This window comes from Parabacteroides sp. merdae-related_45_40 (assembly GCF_001915675.1).
In genome coordinates, this window is record NZ_MNQY01000118.1 from 2,978 (window position 1) to 19,640 (window position 16,663).

Sequence of the window (16,663 nt, forward strand, 5' to 3'; positions counted from 1 at the left end):
CCTATCGACCCGGAAGAACTGACGCATGCCGTAGACAAGGCGGTCCAGGTCGTCCTTCGGAAACAGGAGAACAAACGGATGCAGAACCTCCTGCAAAACACGCAAGCATTGGACAAACAAAAGAAAATAGCCCTGTCAGTCGCCGATAAGATAGAGTTTGTAGAAATCGGTTCCATCATCCGTTGCGAATCCGAAAGCAACTACACAACTTTCTATTTGAAATCGGGAGAAAAACTGATCGTATCGAAGACACTCAAGGAGTTCGACGAACTACTGGCCCCTTACCATTTCCTTCGCGTCCACCAATCACATCTGATCAACCTGGATGAAATCAAAAGTTTCATCAAGAGCGACGGTGGATATATACGCATGAAGGACGGAGCCTCGGTCAGCATTTCCCGCCAACGGCGAAACTATGTGATGGAAGTATTAAAACAATTATAAACCAAGCCATCTAAATAACTGCTCATTCCTTATATTTCAAATCGAAACGGCCTTCCGTAATGCGTCCTCCCTCGAAAGTGCCGCTGAACACGCCGTCCGACATACGGGAGATGTAGACCTTGCCATCTTCCATATTTTGATTTTCAAAAGAGAGATTCACATAAGGAAGCGTTTCTCCCTCCTTGGGATCGGCAATCGTAAAACGGATATACGAACCGAGACCGACCTGCGCCGAAACCGTCACGCTGGAACCCTCTTCCCGCTCCAAATATTCCGCAGCAGGCATCCCCCACCGGCCGCTTGTATACACCCAGCCGTCAACCAAGCAACCAAATGTATTTGCCCCGGTCGTAGTAGCTTCGGGCATGATCGTCGGATCGACCGATTCGTTCTCTTCACAGGCCACACAAAACAGCAACAAACAGATAAATAACAGATGTCTCATAACCGTATCTGATTAAAAGTGTAAATTCATACCGAACAATAAGGATAATTGGGAGAAACATCCTCCGCCACCGCTCAATTCAGGAGATTCGACCTGCCATTTCTGACCGTGATACCTGACCGAATAGCTCTCGGAGGAGGTAACGATCCAATTCAATTTTGCAGAAATCCCCACCAATGGAGAAAGACGATACTCGCCTCCCGCCGACAGATTATAGGCCAGTTTATTCATTGACACATCCCGCGGCTTGCCGTACACAAAACTTTTATCTTTATAATGCTGATATCCCACCCCGGTCGATAAAGACAGATTGTATTTCTGCTTCACCATAAACAAGGCAAGCTGAGGCGCGATATAATGCATCAGGATCTTGTCGGAACTTTCGTCATGAGTGTTTTTATAACGCCCACCCTGATAGATAAGTCCGGGAGCGAGTTTAAACGAACCGAAGATATATTTGTCTCCCAAGAAATAATAATTGGCATCCCAGGCGATCCCATTCCGCAAATCATTCCGATAAGCATCGGAGTTGTTCGTGATCCCGATCATTTTCCCCAAATACCAGGAAGGTCCTACGCGAACGGAGAACATCGACTTTCCGACAGACGTCTCCTGGGCTAAAACCGACACAGCCTGTATCAACAGCCCTAACCAAAGTACATACTTTTTCATAACATTTCTTTTAGACTTATAATCATAAATATAAGATGCTCAAAACCAGTCAAACGTTGCACAGGCGGTTATGATAGAATAGGGTCGTATTGTTTCTCCCTATCTCCAAAGTATCGCTTGGTTCAGATAATGGATAAATTCAGGATCATCGGGTGCAATGATAAAGTTACCACGGCGGGAAGTCGTAATCAGAATACGGTTATCAGAACGCCGGGCAAAAACTTTTACACGTCCGATAGCAGTAGAAGAAAAATATCCGAGATCACCAAACAACCAACCGACACCAAATGAACGGATCATTATTCCTAAATCCAGCCGGTCGACCTCGCGAGCCGAAAGGATTTCCTCTATGTTTATATACGTCTTCCGAAAATACGCATCTATCACCAGTTTTTCTCCATCCACAATAAAACGGTTTGGCATAAATCCTCGAGTAAGCATACAAAGGATCGAACTGACGGCAAACAAACCTAACAAAACAGACAGATTGCCATCCCAAGCCGGAAATATACAGATACCATATAAAAGCAGAAGCATGACAGACGTTTTTATTTTATTGGCATTGTCCATCGAAGAAGAAGATATCCGGGTTTCCATACTCTTATTCCTTTAGTATTACTTAGATATTCCAAGACTCACAAATATAACAAAAATCCCGTACAAACTATTATCTTTGCAAAAGAAACAAAGACAATTAGGACAATGACTTTCAATTACGATGTGATCGTGGTAGGTGCCGGCCATGCAGGCTGTGAAGCCGCAGCGGCGGCCGCCAATATGGGTTCGAAGACGCTTCTCATTACAATGGACATGAACAAGATTGCGCAGATGAGTTGCAATCCGGCTGTCGGAGGCATAGCCAAAGGACAGATTGTCCGCGAAATCGACGCTTTAGGCGGATATATGGGAATCGTGACGGACCGGACAGCCATCCAGTTCCGTATGCTGAACCAAAGCAAGGGACCGGCGATGTGGAGCCCGCGCTCCCAGAGCGACCGCGCCCGTTTCATCGAATGCTGGCGGGGAATACTGGAAAACCTGCCGAACCTGTATATCTGGCAGGATACCGTACGCGAACTGTTGCTCGACGGGAATACCGTATGCGGCGTAAAAACGGATATGGGAGTCGAGTTCCATGCGAAAAGCGTGGTCCTGACAAACGGGACTTTCCTGAACGGGCTCATGCATATCGGACGGACACAAATCAGAGGCGGCCGCATAGCCGAGCCGGCGGCAACCGGACTGACCGAACAACTGGTCTCATTAGGCATCAAATCCGAACGGATGAAGACCGGAACACCTGTGCGTATCGATGCACGCAGCGTGCACTTCGATGAAATGGCGGAACAGCCCGGAGAAAACGACTTCCATAAGTTTTCTTATATGGACACCTCGCACCGCGTTTTGAAACAACTTAGCTGTTGGACAACGTTCACCAACGAAGCCTGTCATGCAGTCCTGCGCGAAGGTCTCCCCGACTCCCCGTTGTATAACGGGCAAATCCAAAGCATCGGCCCACGTTACTGTCCGAGCATCGAGACAAAAATCGTAACGTTTGCGGACAAGCCACAACACCAACTATTCCTGGAACCGGAAGGTGAAACGACACAGGAATACTACCTGAACGGCTTCTCCTCCTCCCTTCCGTTGGATATCCAGCTACGTGCCTTGCAACAGATACCGGCATTCCGGGACATACAGATCTATCGTCCGGGATATGCTATTGAATATGATTTCTTCGATCCGACGCAGCTCCACCATAATTTGGAAACAAAACAAATCCGCAACCTCTTCTTTGCCGGACAGATCAACGGGACGACCGGATATGAGGAAGCCGGCGGACAAGGATTGGTAGCCGGCATAAACGCACATATCAATTGCCACGGCGGAGATCCGTTCGTTTTAGGACGCGACGAAGCCTACATCGGCGTACTGATCGACGATCTTGTTACGAAAGGCGTCGACGAACCCTACCGTATGTTTACCTCACGTGCAGAATATCGCATTCTGCTCCGCCAAGATGATGCAGACATGCGTTTGACGGAAAAGTCGTATCATCTCGGTTTGGCAAAGCAGGACCGCTACGATTTGTTGAAAGAGAAAAAGGTAAGCCGGGATGCGATTATTTCTTTCGCAGAAAACTACTCCATCAAACCGCAATATATAAACAGTGGCCTGGAGGCGTTGGGCACTACCCCGCTCGCACACGGATGCAAGTTGATCGAACTGATTCCACGTCCTCAGATCACCTTGGAGAATATCGCGGAACTGGTTCCGGCATTCCGGACAGAGCTGGACAAGGTCCCTGTTTCACGAAAAGAAGAGATCATCGAAGCGGCAGAAATATTAATCAAGTATAGCGGCTACATCCGCCGCGAGCAGATCATCGCCGACAAGATAAACCGCCTGGAAAATATCCATATCAAAGGCAAGTTTGACTACAATGCGATCCAGTCTTTGTCTACGGAAGCCCGCCAGAAACTGACACGGATAGACCCAGACACGATAGCCCAGGCAAGCCGTATTCCGGGCATCTCACCGAGCGACATCAATATCCTTCTGGTGATGCTGGGACGCTAAACGTGGAATGTTCCACGTGAAACATTTACTTTAACAACAATAGCGTAAAAGACTGAAAATAGGATAGAAACAGATGCAAAAAGCAATGAGCGCAACCGAGGAACATATAAAAACAATCCTTTCCGTCATACCGGAATCGCCTGGCTGCTACCAATACTTTGACGAGAAGGGGACGATCATCTATGTAGGCAAAGCAAAGAACCTGAAGCGTCGCGTTTCCTCCTATTTCAACAAAGAACACGACAGCAACAAAACACGTGTCCTGGTCAAGCAGATACGAGACATCAAATATTTTGTTGTCGACACGGAAGAGGATGCACTTCTTTTGGAGAATAACCTGATCAAGCAATATCGTCCCCGGTACAACGTGCTATTGAAAGACGACAAGACCTATCCGTCCATCGTTGTCAAGAACGAATATTTCCCGCGCGTATTCCAAACCCGGAATATCGTACGGGACGGTTCGCGCTATTACGGTCCCTACCCTTCCATCTATACGGCAAAGGTCATGCTGCAAATGCTGAAAGAACTGTATCCGCTACGTACCTGCAAATATCCTCTTACTCCCGAATCCATTGCGAAAGGACGGTATAAGGTATGCCTCGAATACCATATCAAGCGCTGCAAAGGGCCTTGTGAAGGATTGCAGACATTGGAGGAATACCAGCAAAACATTTCCGAAATAAAGGAAATCCTACGCGGGAATATCTCGCAAATAAGCAAACATCTGTATGAAGAGATGCAGAAACTGGCAGGAGAATTGCGGTTCGAAGAAGCACAGAAGATCAAAGAAAAGTATGAAGTCATCGAGAATTACCGCTCCAAATCGACAGTGGTCACCCCGATGCTCCACAATATAGACGTATTCTCACTGGCCGAAAACGAGAATTCCGCCTACATCAATTACCTGCATATCGGCAACGGAGCGATCGTGCAAGCCTATACATTCGAATATAAAAAGCGTTTGGACGAGTCGAAAGAGGAGTTGCTCAGCTTGGGGATCATCGAAATGCGCAACCGCTTTAAAAGCACTGCACGCGAAATCATCGTTCCTTTTCCGTTGGATATAGAACTGGAAAACGTTTCGATCACCGTTCCGCAGCGCGGAGATAAAAAGAAGCTGGTGGAATTATCGGAAATGAACGTGAAGCAGTATAAGGTCGACAAGCTGAAACAGGCGGAGAAACTGAACCCGGAGCAACGCAGCACACGTCTTTTAAAAGAGATACAGGAGACGCTCCATCTCCCCAAATTACCGGCTCATATCGAGTGTTTCGACAATTCCAATATACAGGGAAGCGACGCGGTAGCTGCGTGTGTCGTCTTCAAAATGGCGAAACCATCGAAAAAAGATTACCGGAAATACAACATCAAAACGGTTGTCGGCCCGGACGACTATGCCTCCATGAAAGAGGTCGTACGTCGCCGCTACCAGCGTGCCATCGTCGAAGAGACTCCCCTGCCCGACCTGATCATCACCGACGGTGGAAAGGGGCAAATGGAAGTCGTACGCGAAGTGATCCAGGACGAACTGCACTTGGACATTCCGATAGCCGGGTTGGCAAAAGACGGGAAACACCGGACTTCGGAACTCCTGTTCGGCTTCCCTCCCGAAACGATCGGCATGCCGATACAAAGTTTCATGTTCAAATTCTTCACGCAAATACAGGACGAGGTGCATCGTTTCGCCATCACTTTCCATAAGGATAAGCGCAGCAAAAGCCAGACAAAATCCGAATTGGATACGATAAAAGGGATCGGAGAAAAGACAAAAGTATTACTTTTACGTCATTTTAAGAGCGTAAAACGAATACGTGAAGCCGGCTTCGACGAACTGAAAGAGGTAATCGGAGAAGCCAAAACAAAAGCATTATTAAATGGTTTAAAATAAAGATATGAGAACATTGATACAACGGGTACAGCATGCCTCCGTAACCATAGACGGACAGCTGAAATCCAAAATCGGGAAAGGTCTGCTCGTACTGGTCGGTATTGAAGACCGCGACACGCAGGAAGATATCGAATGGTTGTGCAAGAAGATTGCCAACCTGCGCATCTTTGACGATGAAAACGGCGTTATGAACCGTTCTGTCGTCGAAACGGAAGGCGAAGTGATGGTGGTCAGCCAGTTTACCCTGCACGCCTCCACAAAGAAGGGAAACCGCCCTTCCTATATCCATGCCTCCAAACCGGACATAGCCATTCCGATGTACGAAGCTTTTTGCGCCGAGATGGGCCTGCAGATCGGAAAGGAAGTACAGACCGGCACGTTCGGCGCCGACATGAAAGTGGAACTGGTGAACGACGGGCCTGTCACGATCTGGATCGACTCACAAAACAAAGAATGAAAAGATATGGCAGAAATTACGCTTAAACAGGCACAGGAGCAGGTGGACAGCTGGATCAAAACGTATGGTGTCCGCTACTTCAACGAACTGACGAATATGACCATTCTGACCGAAGAAGTCGGCGAACTGGCCCGCATCATGGCCCGCACATATGGTGAACAATCTTTCAAGGAGAGCGACAAACACCGCGATTTAGGCGATGAAATGGCCGATGTCCTATGGGTATTGCTTTGCCTTGCCAACCAGACAGGCGTTGACCTGACTGCTGCTTTCGAAAAGAACCTGCAAAAGAAAACGAACCGGGATAAAGAACGACATATAAACAATAAAAAACTATAAGATTATGGTACACGAACACGATCACGAATGTGGATGCGGACATCACCATCATGATGAAGACACCGAACATCTCCACACCAATAAATACCAGCAAGCATTCGCCAAATTCGAGGCGGCCGGCACAACGGAAGAAGTGACCGGACGGGTAAAAACACTGCTCGGAAAACATGGGAACGACAACTTCACTCCCGACGTTTTGAAGCAGATTCACGGTTTCATCGACCTGACTTCCCTCACCAGTATCGACACGAAAGAGAGCATCTGGAAACTGGTCGACAAGGTGAACGATTTCGAAGGAACCCGCCCCGACGTACCCAACGTTGCCGCCATCTGCACCTATCCCCTGTTTGTTGAGACGGTAAAAGAGGCCCTCTCCGCACAGGAGGTAAAGATTGCGTCCGTAGCAGGCGGTTTCCCTTCCTCGCAGACCTTCATGGAAATAAAGATTGCCGAGACAGCGATGGCCGTCATGCAGGGAGCCGATGAAATCGACGTTGTCATGAACTTAGGCTATTTCCTCGAAGAAAATTATGACGAACTTAGCGAAGAAATTCAAGAGATCAAAGAAAGCTGCCGTGATGCCAAACTGAAGGTCATCCTTGAGACAGGTGCTCTCCAGACTCCCGAAAGCATTCAGAAGGCGGCTGTCCTCGCAGTCTATTCCGGTGCGGACTTCATCAAGACATCGACAGGGAAAGGTTATCCGGGAGCCACTCCGGAAGCCGTTTACACGATGTGCCAAGTCTTGAAAAAGTACCATTCCATCACGGGAAAACGTGTCGGTATTAAAGTTGCAGGCGGTGTCCGCACGGCAGAAGAGGCTGTCCGCTACTATACCATCGTCAAGGAAGTATTAGGAAACGATTGGTTGAATAAAGACCTGTTCCGCATAGGAGCCAGCAGTTTGGTGGAAGACATCGAACACCGTCTGGGAAAATAAGAAGAAAAGCAACGGGATATTTCTCACAAACCCATAGTCTTTTCTTCCAAAGATAACGACATAAATTCGGCTACACCCGGATGTTCCCACCTGCTACACCCGGATCTACCTTAAACGAACACCCGGATGCAGGGATCGCCTACATCCGGGTGTCGTCGTGTTTATATAAGCAGTTTATTCATCTTTCTCTGTATCTTCCGGAAGTTTTTCCAAGGTGCTATGCGCATTCAAGGGAGAGACAACAGAACGTCCCAACTGACTTTCCAATTGCTGCCTGGCCACTTTGGCGACCTTGCCGCCTTCCATCGCTACAGAGGCGTTTTCATCGAAATTTTGAGGGTTCTTTACTTGCGAAAGTTCCGTTGTAGAAGCTTCGGCAAGCATATTCAAGATTAACTCCGTATTAGTCATATTATCCCGGAGGTTTTCTTTCTTAAGCCCCTTATACGCCTTATATTCTTTCGTTGTCTTATCAGACCAAGTCTTTGTGATAATATCGGTCAAAGAAGCGAACTGTACCCCTTCTTCCATTCCACAACGCTTCCATTCGTCCGTCAGGTTCTTACGGATCTCAATGCTTTTTAATCGTTGATTGATCCAGCTGTCAGAGTATCCCAAACGTTTATATTCCCACATAGCACGATCTATCGTCAATTCAGGATCCTGCAATTCATCGATTCTTTCACTGGCAATCTGCGCCATCCACCCTTTAAAAGGTTCGGCTTTGGGAGAAGGGACAGATTGAATCAGGCGGAAAAGTTGTTCGGTATCGGCAACATCGGTAAGACGTTTCTTTCCATCTTCGGCAACCAATTTCAACTGGTTACAATTTGTAACCGTTTCATTTCCCTCCTTCTTCAACCGATTTTTCAATACTTTCCAATAATTTCGAGGATCAGGACTGTCGGTTAACACACCTATTACATCTACAATAGAAAAGTACCATTTTTCCAGTTCATCGTCCCAAACGGTCCGGACTTTACGCTCTTCGAAGAGCTTAATCGCTTCTTTTTTTGTCATAGTCACTGTTTTTAAGTAATATCTGGCAAAGATACTGACAATAAAGCAGCAAACCTAACTTTCCCTCGGCATATTTATCAAATTGATTTTCAACCTATAACGTATTAAACGAAAAGAAAAGTGTGATAGAGGGTGACACAGGAGTGATAGATGAAAAGGGCATCTATCACACTCAATACATGTTGATATACAAAGGATGCAAGAAAAAAAGTGATAGAGTGACAGTAAATACGCGAAAATCTATTTACGGCGTTCTACGATGTAATCGGCAAGCAGCAGCAAACCTTCGCGTGCTTCCGATTCAGGAAGTGTCATCAAAACCTCGACCGCTTTGTCATGATATACCTGCATACGCTGTTCAGCATATTCGATTCCCCCGTTCGCTTTCGCAAAATCAATCAGCAAATCTATATTCTCTGTGGTAAAGTCTTTTTCATTTATGATATGAAGGCAATGTTCTGCCTCTTCTCTCCTACCCGTCTGCAACGCGTGCAGCAAGGGGAGCGTGACCTTTCCCTCCCGGATATCGTTGCCAGTCGGTTTGCCGATATTCGCCTCTTTGAAGTAGTCGAAGATATCATCTTTGATCTGGAAACAGTAACCTAAATATTCACCGAACTCACGGCATTTTCCCACCATCTCACCGGATGCTCCGGCAGAAATGGAACCGATCTCGGCACAAGCGGAAAGCAGCATGGCCGTCTTTTTCCGTATCACCTGCATATAGCAGGATTCGTCGATGATGCTTTCTTCGGCTGTTTCCAACTGCTTGATCTCCCCTTCCGAAAGATCGCGTCCGAGATTGGAAACAATACCTATGATTTGCAGATTACCTGTCTGGATAGAACGGATCAACGCGGTGGAAAGGACATAATCGCCCACTAAGACAGAAATGCGGTTATCGAATATGGCATTCAAGGAAGGAACCCCGCGACGCTGTTTTGTCTCGTCGATCACATCATCATGAATCAGTGTGGCAGTATGAAGCAGTTCCAACAGAACAGCCGAATTGATCGTATTATCCGTTACCTGCCCACATGCTTTAGCCGTCAAAAGTACTAATAAGGGGCGGACATGTTTTCCGCTCGCATTCAGTATCTGGTCAATAGCTGATTGCAAACGATTCGTTTCGCTTCGCAGCGAAGCAGCAAACTCATCATTAAAACGTTTAAACTCTACGGCAACCGGTTGTTCTATTTTACTTCTATCCTTCATAATTGATCCTAAGATGCGCAAAAGTAACAAAAAGTATCGAGTAAGCGAGTTTTTTCGTACATTTACCGACAATTGTCACACTAAAACGTGTTAAAAGAGATGAAGTTATTCCTCATAGATGCATATGCATTGATTTATCGGTCTTACTACGCTTTTATCAAGAACCCGCGTATCAACTCCAAAGGCATGAACACTTCGGCCATCTTCGGTTTTATCAACAGTCTGGAAGATGTCCTGAAACGTGAAACCCCGACCCATATTGCGGTAGGCTTCGACCCGAAAGGTCCGACTTTCCGCCACGAAGCCTACGAACAGTACAAGGCGCAACGGCAAGAGACGCCGGAAGATATCCGCAAGTCGGTCCCTTTCATCAAAGACATCATAGAAGCCTACAACATCCCGATACTGGAAGTTCCGCGCTATGAAGCCGACGATGTTATCGGCACGGTTGCCAAGCAAGCCGAAAAAGAAGGTTTCGAAGTTTATATGATGACACCTGACAAAGACTACGGCCAGTTGGTATCCGAACATATATTCATGTACCGCCCCCGCTTCGGCGGTGACTACGAGATTATGGGCGTACCCGAAGTACTGGACAAATACGGCCTGACATCCGTCGACCAAGTGATCGACCTTTTAGGACTGATGGGCGACAGTTCCGACAACATCCCCGGATGTCCGGGTGTCGGTGAAAAGACCGCCCAGAAATTATTGGCCGAATTCGGAACGATCGAAAATCTTTTGGAGAATACCGACAAGCTGAAAGGCTCCCTTCAAAAGAAGGTCATGGAGAACATGGAGCAGATCCGCTTCTCCAAATTCCTGGCAACAATCAAGACGGATGTACCGATCCGGTTCGATGCTGCCAAATGCATCCGTAAAAAGATGAATGAGGAACGTCTCGTAGAGATTTACACTGAATTAGAATTCAGAACATTTATTAACAGAATGAGCGGAGAGCCGGAAAAAGTCAAAACGGAATCCAAAACAGCACCGGCGCCAGCAAAAACCGATACAAGAAAAAAAGCAGCTCCGGCAGGCCCAATTCAAGGCTCGCTCTTTGAAGAATTTGCGACCGAACCTACGGCTGTTCCCAAATATTCGACTCTCGCGAACTTAAAGTCTACTCATCACACCTATCATCTTGTTGATACAGAGGAAAAAAGAATAGAATTAGGGTGGTTTTTGAACGAACAGGATTTTTTTGCTTTTGACACGGAAACAGATGGTATAGATCCATTGAAGGCCGGATTGGTCGGAATGTCGTTCGCCGTGAAGGAAAACGAGGCCTGGTACGTCCCTGTTCCGGCAGCCCGCGAAGAAGCCGACAAAATTCTTGCCCATTTCTCCCCCGCCCTGCAGAATCCGAAATCTCTCAAGATCGGACAAAATATAAAATTCGACATCCTTGTCGTCCGCAAATATGGAATCCGGATAGCCGGCCCTCTATTCGACACGATGATCGCCCACTACCTTCTGAATCCCGAACTGCGTCACGGTATGGACTACCTCGCCGAAACATACCTTAAATATACAACGGTACGGATCGAGGAACTGATCGGCCCGAGAGGAAGGAAACAACTTACCATGCGTGACGTCCCGGTTGCCCAAGTAGCCGAATATGCCGCCGAGGACGCGGACATCACGCTCAAGCTGAAAAACTATTTTACCCCCTGTCTGGAAAAAGAAGGACTCGAATCGCTTTTTTATGACATCGAGATGCCTTTAATATATGTATTGGCTGAAATGGAATATACGGGAGTGACGCTTGACACCGTCGCCTTGAAACAATCGTCCGAGGAACTGACGACCGCACTCAAGAAGTTGGAGAAAGAGATCTACGAACTGGCAGGAATGAAGTTCAACATCAATTCTGCCCGGCAGGTCGGCGAAGTCCTTTTCGATCACCTCAAGATAGAAGAGAAAGCGAGGAAGACGAAGACAGGCAGCTATAGCACGAGTGAAGAAATACTGGAAAAAATGCGTTCCAAACATCCCGTCGTGGGAAAGCTGCTCGAATATCGCGGGCTGAAGAAGCTGCTCAGCACCTATATCGACGCCCTGCCCGAACTGATCAACCCGGAAACCGGCAAGATCCACACGTCCTACAACCAGGCAGTCACCTCGACCGGCCGCCTCAGTTCTACCAATCCGAACCTGCAAAACATTCCGGTACGCGATGAGTTGGGACGTGAAATCCGGAAAGCCTTTACAGCCGAAAACGAAGACTGTATTTTCTTCTCCGCCGACTATTCGCAGATCGAACTTCGCATCATGGCCCATCTGAGCCAGGATGCCCACATGATAGAAGCCTTCCGCAGCGGAGCCGACATTCATGCCGCCACAGCCGCCAAGATATACGGTATTCCGGTTGAAGAAGTCACTTCCGACATGCGCCGGAAAGCGAAAACGGCCAATTTCGGCATTATCTACGGAATCTCTGTTTTCGGGTTGGCCGAACGGCTGAGCATCCCACGCGCAGAGTCAAAAGAGTTGATCGAAGGATACTTCAAAACCTATCCGGACATCCGTGCATACATGGACGAAAGCATCGAGGTGGCGAAAGAAAAAGGATATGTAGAGACGATCTACAAGCGCAAACGTTTCCTGCCGGATATCAACTCCCATAACGCGATCGTACGGGGATATGCCGAACGAAACGCGATCAACGCTCCGATCCAGGGCAGTGCAGCCGACATCATCAAAGTTGCCATGGTTCGCATCTTCAACCGTTTCGAAACCGAAGGTCTGAGGAGCAAGATGATCCTGCAGGTACACGATGAATTGAACTTTAACGTCTACAAAGACGAATTGGAAAAAGTGAAACAAATCGTGTTGGATGAAATGGAAAATGCAATCAAACTGCAAGTTCCCTTGATCGCCGACTGCGGTGAAGGGGTAAACTGGCTGGAAGCGCATTAACAAAAACACATAAAGTTTATAAATCACAGCATTTATACACTATCTTTGTCGTGAAATTTATTGCAAGGAGTTGCAATATCACATAGTAAAACAGAAGCGTTATCATATTGTCCTTAAGCAAGAAAATCGCCAATTTTTCATCCAGCAAGGACAGTAGACAACAATTGCCTCACGTTTTTTGTATATATATACATAATATATAAACATCAAGCGTGGGCTGTTGTCTATCTGCTGGATAGGTGTTTGGCGATACCTCTTGCTTGGATAGATGGCAGTTCCCACGCTTTTATTATATTTTCCGTCTTAGGGGGACAGATGGAGCAATTGGAAAATTATGTATTTCATATTCCCTGACAATCTTCCAGTATCCGTACAAAAAGCAGCGTTCGAATTCACATCCGGACAGTTCCCCTTGTATCGTTACATAACACCGGATACAGAGATACTGAATCGGGGTATTTCAATCGCTATCCCGGATGAAGCCAGCCACATCCGTTCCATCCGCCTCACGACATCACTGAGCCATTTCACTTACTATTACCCCGAAAAAGGATATAAGATCGCGCAAGGTATCCATCTTCCCCCTTTCCGGGTTCCGGCTGTCGGAGATCTCTATGCAAACGGCGTGATCATACAGGCTGGGGCAGATTCTCCCGGTCAGCATATAGAACCCGATATAGCCCCTTATAAAGGTTCGGTAATGGAGATACGGGAACAGACACTCGATTATTTCGATGCCTTGATCTATTGCGAGTCCATTTCCGAAGGGACCTTAGACAACTGGCATCTGCCGGATATGCTCAATCTGGTATTACTGCACACCAGGCAACGGGAATTCAACATGTTCCTCGCCAAGTATCAAGGAACTTTTTTATACGACGAGGAATACTGGTGCAAAGACAACAGCGTGATCGATCTGGGAGTAGCATTCAATATGGCAAACAGCCGCCTCGCTATATGCCCCAAAAAGGAAAAGCGGCAGGTTCGGGCCATACTGGATTATTAAAAGACTCAAATTCCTCTCCCGCTTATTCGCCCAAACAATATTTTCTATATCCGGTTCGCCTGTATCCGGCAACATAAATACAAAAGATTGTATATCTTTGCAGTCTGGAAACAAAGTTTGAATAAATCATAACAACAAAATAGAATGGCATTACAATGTGGCATCGTAGGACTTCCCAACGTAGGAAAGTCTACTCTTTTCAATTGCTTATCGAATGCAAAAGCACAGTCTGCTAACTTCCCGTTCTGTACGATCGAACCGAATGTCGGCGTGATCACCGTACCGGACGAACGTTTGAACAAACTGGCAGAAATCGAACATCCCCAGCGTGTTATCCCTACTACGGTGGAAATCGTAGACATCGCCGGCCTTGTAAAAGGCGCCAGCAAAGGAGAAGGGCTGGGAAACAAATTCCTTGCCAATATTCGCGAAACAGATGCAATCCTGCATGTACTGCGTTGCTTCGATGACGACAATATTGTTCATGTGGACGGCCGTGTCGATCCGGTTCGCGACAAGGAAATCATTGACACCGAATTGCAGATCAAAGACTTGGAAACCATTGACAGCCGTATTGCCAAAGTGCAGAAACAGGCTCAGACAGGCGGTGACAAGCAGGCTAAAATCGCTTACGAAGTACTTTGCAAATATAAGGAAGCACTGGAACAGGGTAAAAGTGCCCGCACCGTTTCTTTCGATACGAAAGACGAACAGAAGATCGCACACGATCTATTCCTGTTGACCGACAAACCGGTAATGTATGTCTGTAACGTAGATGAAGCAAGCGCAGTCAACGGTAATAAATATGTGGATGCTGTCCGCGAAGCCGTAAAAGACGAAGGAGCTGAAATATTGGTCGTAGCGGCCAAGATCGAAAGCGAGATTGCCGAATTCGACACCTACGAAGAACGCCAGATGTTCTTACAGGAGATCGGTTTGGAAGAATCCGGCGTTGCCCGCCTGATCAAGTCCGCTTACAAACTCCTGAACCTGCAAACATTCCTGACCGCCGGTCCCGACGAATGTCGTGCCTGGACTTTCCATAAAGGATGGAAAGCCCCGCAATGTGCCGGTGTGATCCATACCGACTTCGAAAAAGGCTTTATCCGCGCCGAAGTCATCAAATATGAGGATTATATTTCCTACGGTTCGGAATCTGCTGTAAAAGAAGCCGGAAAGATGAGTGTCGAGGGAAAAGAATATATCGTTCAGGACGGCGATATCATGCATTTCCGCTTTAATGTGTAATTACCTAAAACAAAATACATTATGATTGATAAAACCAGTACAGCATTAATAGTGGCCTTGATAAGTATCTTAGGGCTTACCAGCTGCATACGATACAACGTTGCAGAACCATTAGACCGTTTCAGCAGTCCCGAAATGGGAACTGCCGACGGTAATGAAATAACCGTGACAGCCGGATCGACCTGGTTTGCTGAAGGAGAATATGAGAACTTTATACTTACCGGGCAAGCTCTCACCGGAGAAAATGCGGAAGCGGCCTTGTTGTTCCATCATACCGACGGGAAATCAGGCTATGAGGTAGCATTCCGGAACGGAGCCATCGACGGCACACGTAAAAGCGGCAGCCTCACATCCGTGCGTAACCTCTACCGTTCATTAGCTGAAGACGGGAAGTGGTTCGACTTTGAAATTGCTGTACGCGGGCATAACATAATGATTGCCATAAACGATACGGTAGTAGTATGCTATACCGAACCCGAACACCCCTATCGTACAAAAGAGTATGCCGGGCGCTTGCTCAGCCGCGGTTCTATTGCACTAAAAGGTATGAGCGGTGATGTAGCCTTTCGTAACCTCAACATGACCCGCTTGAAAAAAGACGTGGTCAATGAGGCAGATACAATGCCACGGATAGACGAACAGAACGATGCTGTGATCCGTTTCCAGCAGCAAAACTTCCCCGTGATAGATTACCACGTGCATTTGAAAGGCGGCCTGACGAAGGAGATGGCGCACGCCATGTCAATGAACTACGGTATCAACTACGGTGTGGCTCCCAATGCCGGTGAGGGCGGCGTAGGCCGTATGCTTGCCGATGACAAGGAAGTGTACGAATACTACAACGAAGTAAAAGACATGCCATTCCTGCGCGGTGTGCAAGGTGAAGGCCGTAAGTGGACAGCCACCTTCTCTCAGAAGGCTTTAGGCGTATTCGATTATCTCTTTACCGACGGAATGACCATTGTGGACCATAAAGGACGTCTGTCAAGGATATACCGCCCCGAAGAGGTACACTACGACGGTGTTACCAAAGAACAATATATGGATAACTTGGTGGACCAGACCGTCAAGATCCTTACCAATGAGCCGGCCGACATCTATGCCAATCCTACCTTCCTGCCGGAAGAGTTGAATGCAGAGTATGCCAAATACTGGACCGATGAGCGTATCGACCGCGTCCTGGATGTATTGAAAAAACATAACATTGCACTCGAAATCAACGCACGCTACAAAATTCCAAGCTTCGACATCATCCGCAAAGCGAAAGAGCGTGGAATCAAGTTCACCTTTGGGACGAACAATGTCGATGCCGATTTCGGCAAACTGGAATATTGCCTGCAAGCCGTCGACGAATGCGGTCTGACAGCAGAAGATCTCTGGTTTCCGACTATGAGCGTACGCGGTACTCGCGAAGTGGTGCTGTATAATAAGTGGTAAAATCTTCTCTTTACAAATAATTTTCATTTTCAGGTGCGCTGTCTATA

At 47.2% G+C, this 16,663-nt stretch carries 15 protein-coding genes; 10 read left to right on the forward strand and 5 right to left on the reverse strand.

Translation table 11 applies throughout. The annotated features are described in order from the left end of the window. Nucleotides 1-444: LytR/AlgR family response regulator transcription factor (locus BHV83_RS15585; protein ID WP_286757733.1), on the forward strand; the 444-nt coding region annotated here is incomplete at its 5' end. 22 nt (nt 445-466) lie between these two features. On the opposite strand, the gene BHV83_RS15590 is transcribed toward BHV83_RS15585, so the two are convergent. The 3 genes from BHV83_RS15590 to BHV83_RS15600 form a co-directional block, all read right to left on the reverse strand. Further along, entirely contained in the window at nt 467-889 is a 423-nt protein-coding gene (locus BHV83_RS15590; RefSeq protein WP_022322530.1) for a Riean_0653 family protein, read from the reverse strand. A 12-nt stretch (nt 890-901) separates the two neighbouring features. Then, nucleotides 902-1,561: a hypothetical protein gene (locus BHV83_RS15595; protein ID WP_270657775.1), complete on the reverse strand. Its 660-nt coding sequence runs from the start codon at nt 1,559-1,561 to the stop codon at nt 902-904. Nucleotides 1,562-1,660: 99 nt separating this feature from the next. Next, nucleotides 1,661-2,158 carry a PH domain-containing protein gene (locus BHV83_RS15600; RefSeq protein ID WP_046452552.1) on the reverse strand — a complete coding sequence of 166 codons (498 nt, stop codon included), beginning with the start codon at nt 2,156-2,158 and terminating at the stop codon, nt 1,661-1,663. A gap of 105 nt (nt 2,159-2,263) precedes the next feature. On the opposite strand from BHV83_RS15600, the gene mnmG reads away from it, so the two are divergent. The 5 genes from mnmG (at nt 2,264) to deoC (ending at nt 7,768) form a co-directional block, all read left to right on the forward strand. Further along, entirely contained in the window at nt 2,264-4,141 is a 1,878-nt protein-coding gene (gene mnmG, locus BHV83_RS15605) for a tRNA uridine-5-carboxymethylaminomethyl(34) synthesis enzyme MnmG (RefSeq protein WP_122300192.1), read from the forward strand. 85 nt (nt 4,142-4,226) lie between these two features. After that, nucleotides 4,227-6,032, forward strand: a complete 1,806-nt coding sequence (gene uvrC, locus BHV83_RS15610; protein ID WP_122204104.1) for an excinuclease ABC subunit UvrC — start codon at nt 4,227-4,229, stop codon at nt 6,030-6,032. A 4-nt stretch (nt 6,033-6,036) separates the two neighbouring features. Further along, on the forward strand, nt 6,037-6,489 hold the full coding sequence (gene dtd, locus BHV83_RS15615) for a D-aminoacyl-tRNA deacylase (protein WP_005633815.1): 453 nt from the start codon (nt 6,037-6,039) through the stop codon (nt 6,487-6,489). A 6-nt stretch (nt 6,490-6,495) separates the two neighbouring features. Further along, nucleotides 6,496-6,828 (forward strand): nucleotide pyrophosphohydrolase, encoded by a 333-nt coding sequence (locus BHV83_RS15620; protein WP_005645131.1) that lies wholly within the window; start codon nt 6,496-6,498, stop codon nt 6,826-6,828. A gap of 4 nt (nt 6,829-6,832) precedes the next feature. After that, nucleotides 6,833-7,768, forward strand: a complete 936-nt coding sequence (gene deoC / locus BHV83_RS15625; RefSeq protein WP_005633819.1) for a deoxyribose-phosphate aldolase — start codon at nt 6,833-6,835, stop codon at nt 7,766-7,768. Between the two features lie 174 nt (nt 7,769-7,942). Here deoC and BHV83_RS15630 read toward each other — a convergent pair whose 3' ends face one another. Together BHV83_RS15630 and BHV83_RS15635 are read right to left on the reverse strand one after the other, a co-directional pair. Continuing rightward, nucleotides 7,943-8,788, reverse strand: coding sequence for a BRO-N domain-containing protein (locus BHV83_RS15630; RefSeq protein ID WP_119215938.1), 846 nt, complete (start codon nt 8,786-8,788; stop codon nt 7,943-7,945). A gap of 240 nt (nt 8,789-9,028) precedes the next feature. Next, a complete protein-coding gene (locus tag BHV83_RS15635; protein ID WP_005645136.1) occupies nt 9,029-10,003 on the reverse strand; it encodes a polyprenyl synthetase family protein in 975 nt (324 codons plus the stop codon). A gap of 99 nt (nt 10,004-10,102) precedes the next feature. Here BHV83_RS15635 and polA point away from each other — a divergent pair, with 99 nt between their 5' ends. The 4 genes from polA (at nt 10,103) to BHV83_RS15655 (ending at nt 16,616) form a co-directional block, all read left to right on the forward strand. Continuing rightward, on the forward strand, nt 10,103-12,925 hold the full coding sequence (polA, locus tag BHV83_RS15640) for a DNA polymerase I (protein WP_122205671.1): 2,823 nt from the start codon (nt 10,103-10,105) through the stop codon (nt 12,923-12,925). Nucleotides 12,926-13,259: 334 nt separating this feature from the next. Continuing rightward, nucleotides 13,260-13,931 carry a hypothetical protein gene (locus BHV83_RS15645; RefSeq protein ID WP_005633829.1) on the forward strand — a complete coding sequence of 224 codons (672 nt, stop codon included), beginning with the start codon at nt 13,260-13,262 and terminating at the stop codon, nt 13,929-13,931. A 144-nt stretch (nt 13,932-14,075) separates the two neighbouring features. Continuing rightward, the gene (ychF, locus tag BHV83_RS15650; protein WP_005633831.1) at nt 14,076-15,179 is read left to right on the forward strand and encodes a redox-regulated ATPase YchF; all 1,104 of its coding nucleotides are present in this window, start codon (nt 14,076-14,078) and stop codon (nt 15,177-15,179) included. 21 nt (nt 15,180-15,200) lie between these two features. After that, nucleotides 15,201-16,616: a DUF1080 domain-containing protein gene (locus BHV83_RS15655; protein WP_286757734.1), complete on the forward strand. Its 1,416-nt coding sequence runs from the start codon at nt 15,201-15,203 to the stop codon at nt 16,614-16,616. Nucleotides 16,617-16,663 lie beyond the last annotated feature (47 nt).

Excerpts from the sequence above, each read along its gene's own strand:
- BHV83_RS15590 (WP_022322530.1), bottom strand. The coding sequence starts at position 889 with ATGAGACATCTGTTATTTATCTGTTTGTTGCTGTTTTGTGTGGCCTGT.
- BHV83_RS15595 (WP_270657775.1), bottom strand. The coding sequence starts at position 1,561 with ATGAAAAAGTATGTACTTTGGTTAGGGCTGTTGATACAGGCTGTGTCG.
- BHV83_RS15600 (WP_046452552.1), bottom strand. The coding sequence starts at position 2,158 with ATGGAAACCCGGATATCTTCTTCTTCGATGGACAATGCCAATAAAATA.
- mnmG (WP_122300192.1), top strand. The coding sequence starts at position 2,264 with ATGACTTTCAATTACGATGTGATCGTGGTAGGTGCCGGCCATGCAGGC.
- uvrC (WP_122204104.1), top strand. The coding sequence starts at position 4,227 with ATGAGCGCAACCGAGGAACATATAAAAACAATCCTTTCCGTCATACCG.
- dtd (WP_005633815.1), top strand. The coding sequence starts at position 6,037 with ATGAGAACATTGATACAACGGGTACAGCATGCCTCCGTAACCATAGAC.
- BHV83_RS15620 (WP_005645131.1), top strand. The coding sequence starts at position 6,496 with ATGGCAGAAATTACGCTTAAACAGGCACAGGAGCAGGTGGACAGCTGG.
- deoC (WP_005633819.1), top strand. The coding sequence starts at position 6,833 with ATGGTACACGAACACGATCACGAATGTGGATGCGGACATCACCATCAT.
- BHV83_RS15630 (WP_119215938.1), bottom strand. The coding sequence starts at position 8,788 with ATGACAAAAAAAGAAGCGATTAAGCTCTTCGAAGAGCGTAAAGTCCGG.
- BHV83_RS15635 (WP_005645136.1), bottom strand. The coding sequence starts at position 10,003 with ATGAAGGATAGAAGTAAAATAGAACAACCGGTTGCCGTAGAGTTTAAA.
- polA (WP_122205671.1), top strand. The coding sequence starts at position 10,103 with ATGAAGTTATTCCTCATAGATGCATATGCATTGATTTATCGGTCTTAC.
- BHV83_RS15645 (WP_005633829.1), top strand. The coding sequence starts at position 13,260 with ATGTATTTCATATTCCCTGACAATCTTCCAGTATCCGTACAAAAAGCA.
- ychF (WP_005633831.1), top strand. The coding sequence starts at position 14,076 with ATGGCATTACAATGTGGCATCGTAGGACTTCCCAACGTAGGAAAGTCT.
- BHV83_RS15655 (WP_286757734.1), top strand. The coding sequence starts at position 15,201 with ATGATTGATAAAACCAGTACAGCATTAATAGTGGCCTTGATAAGTATC.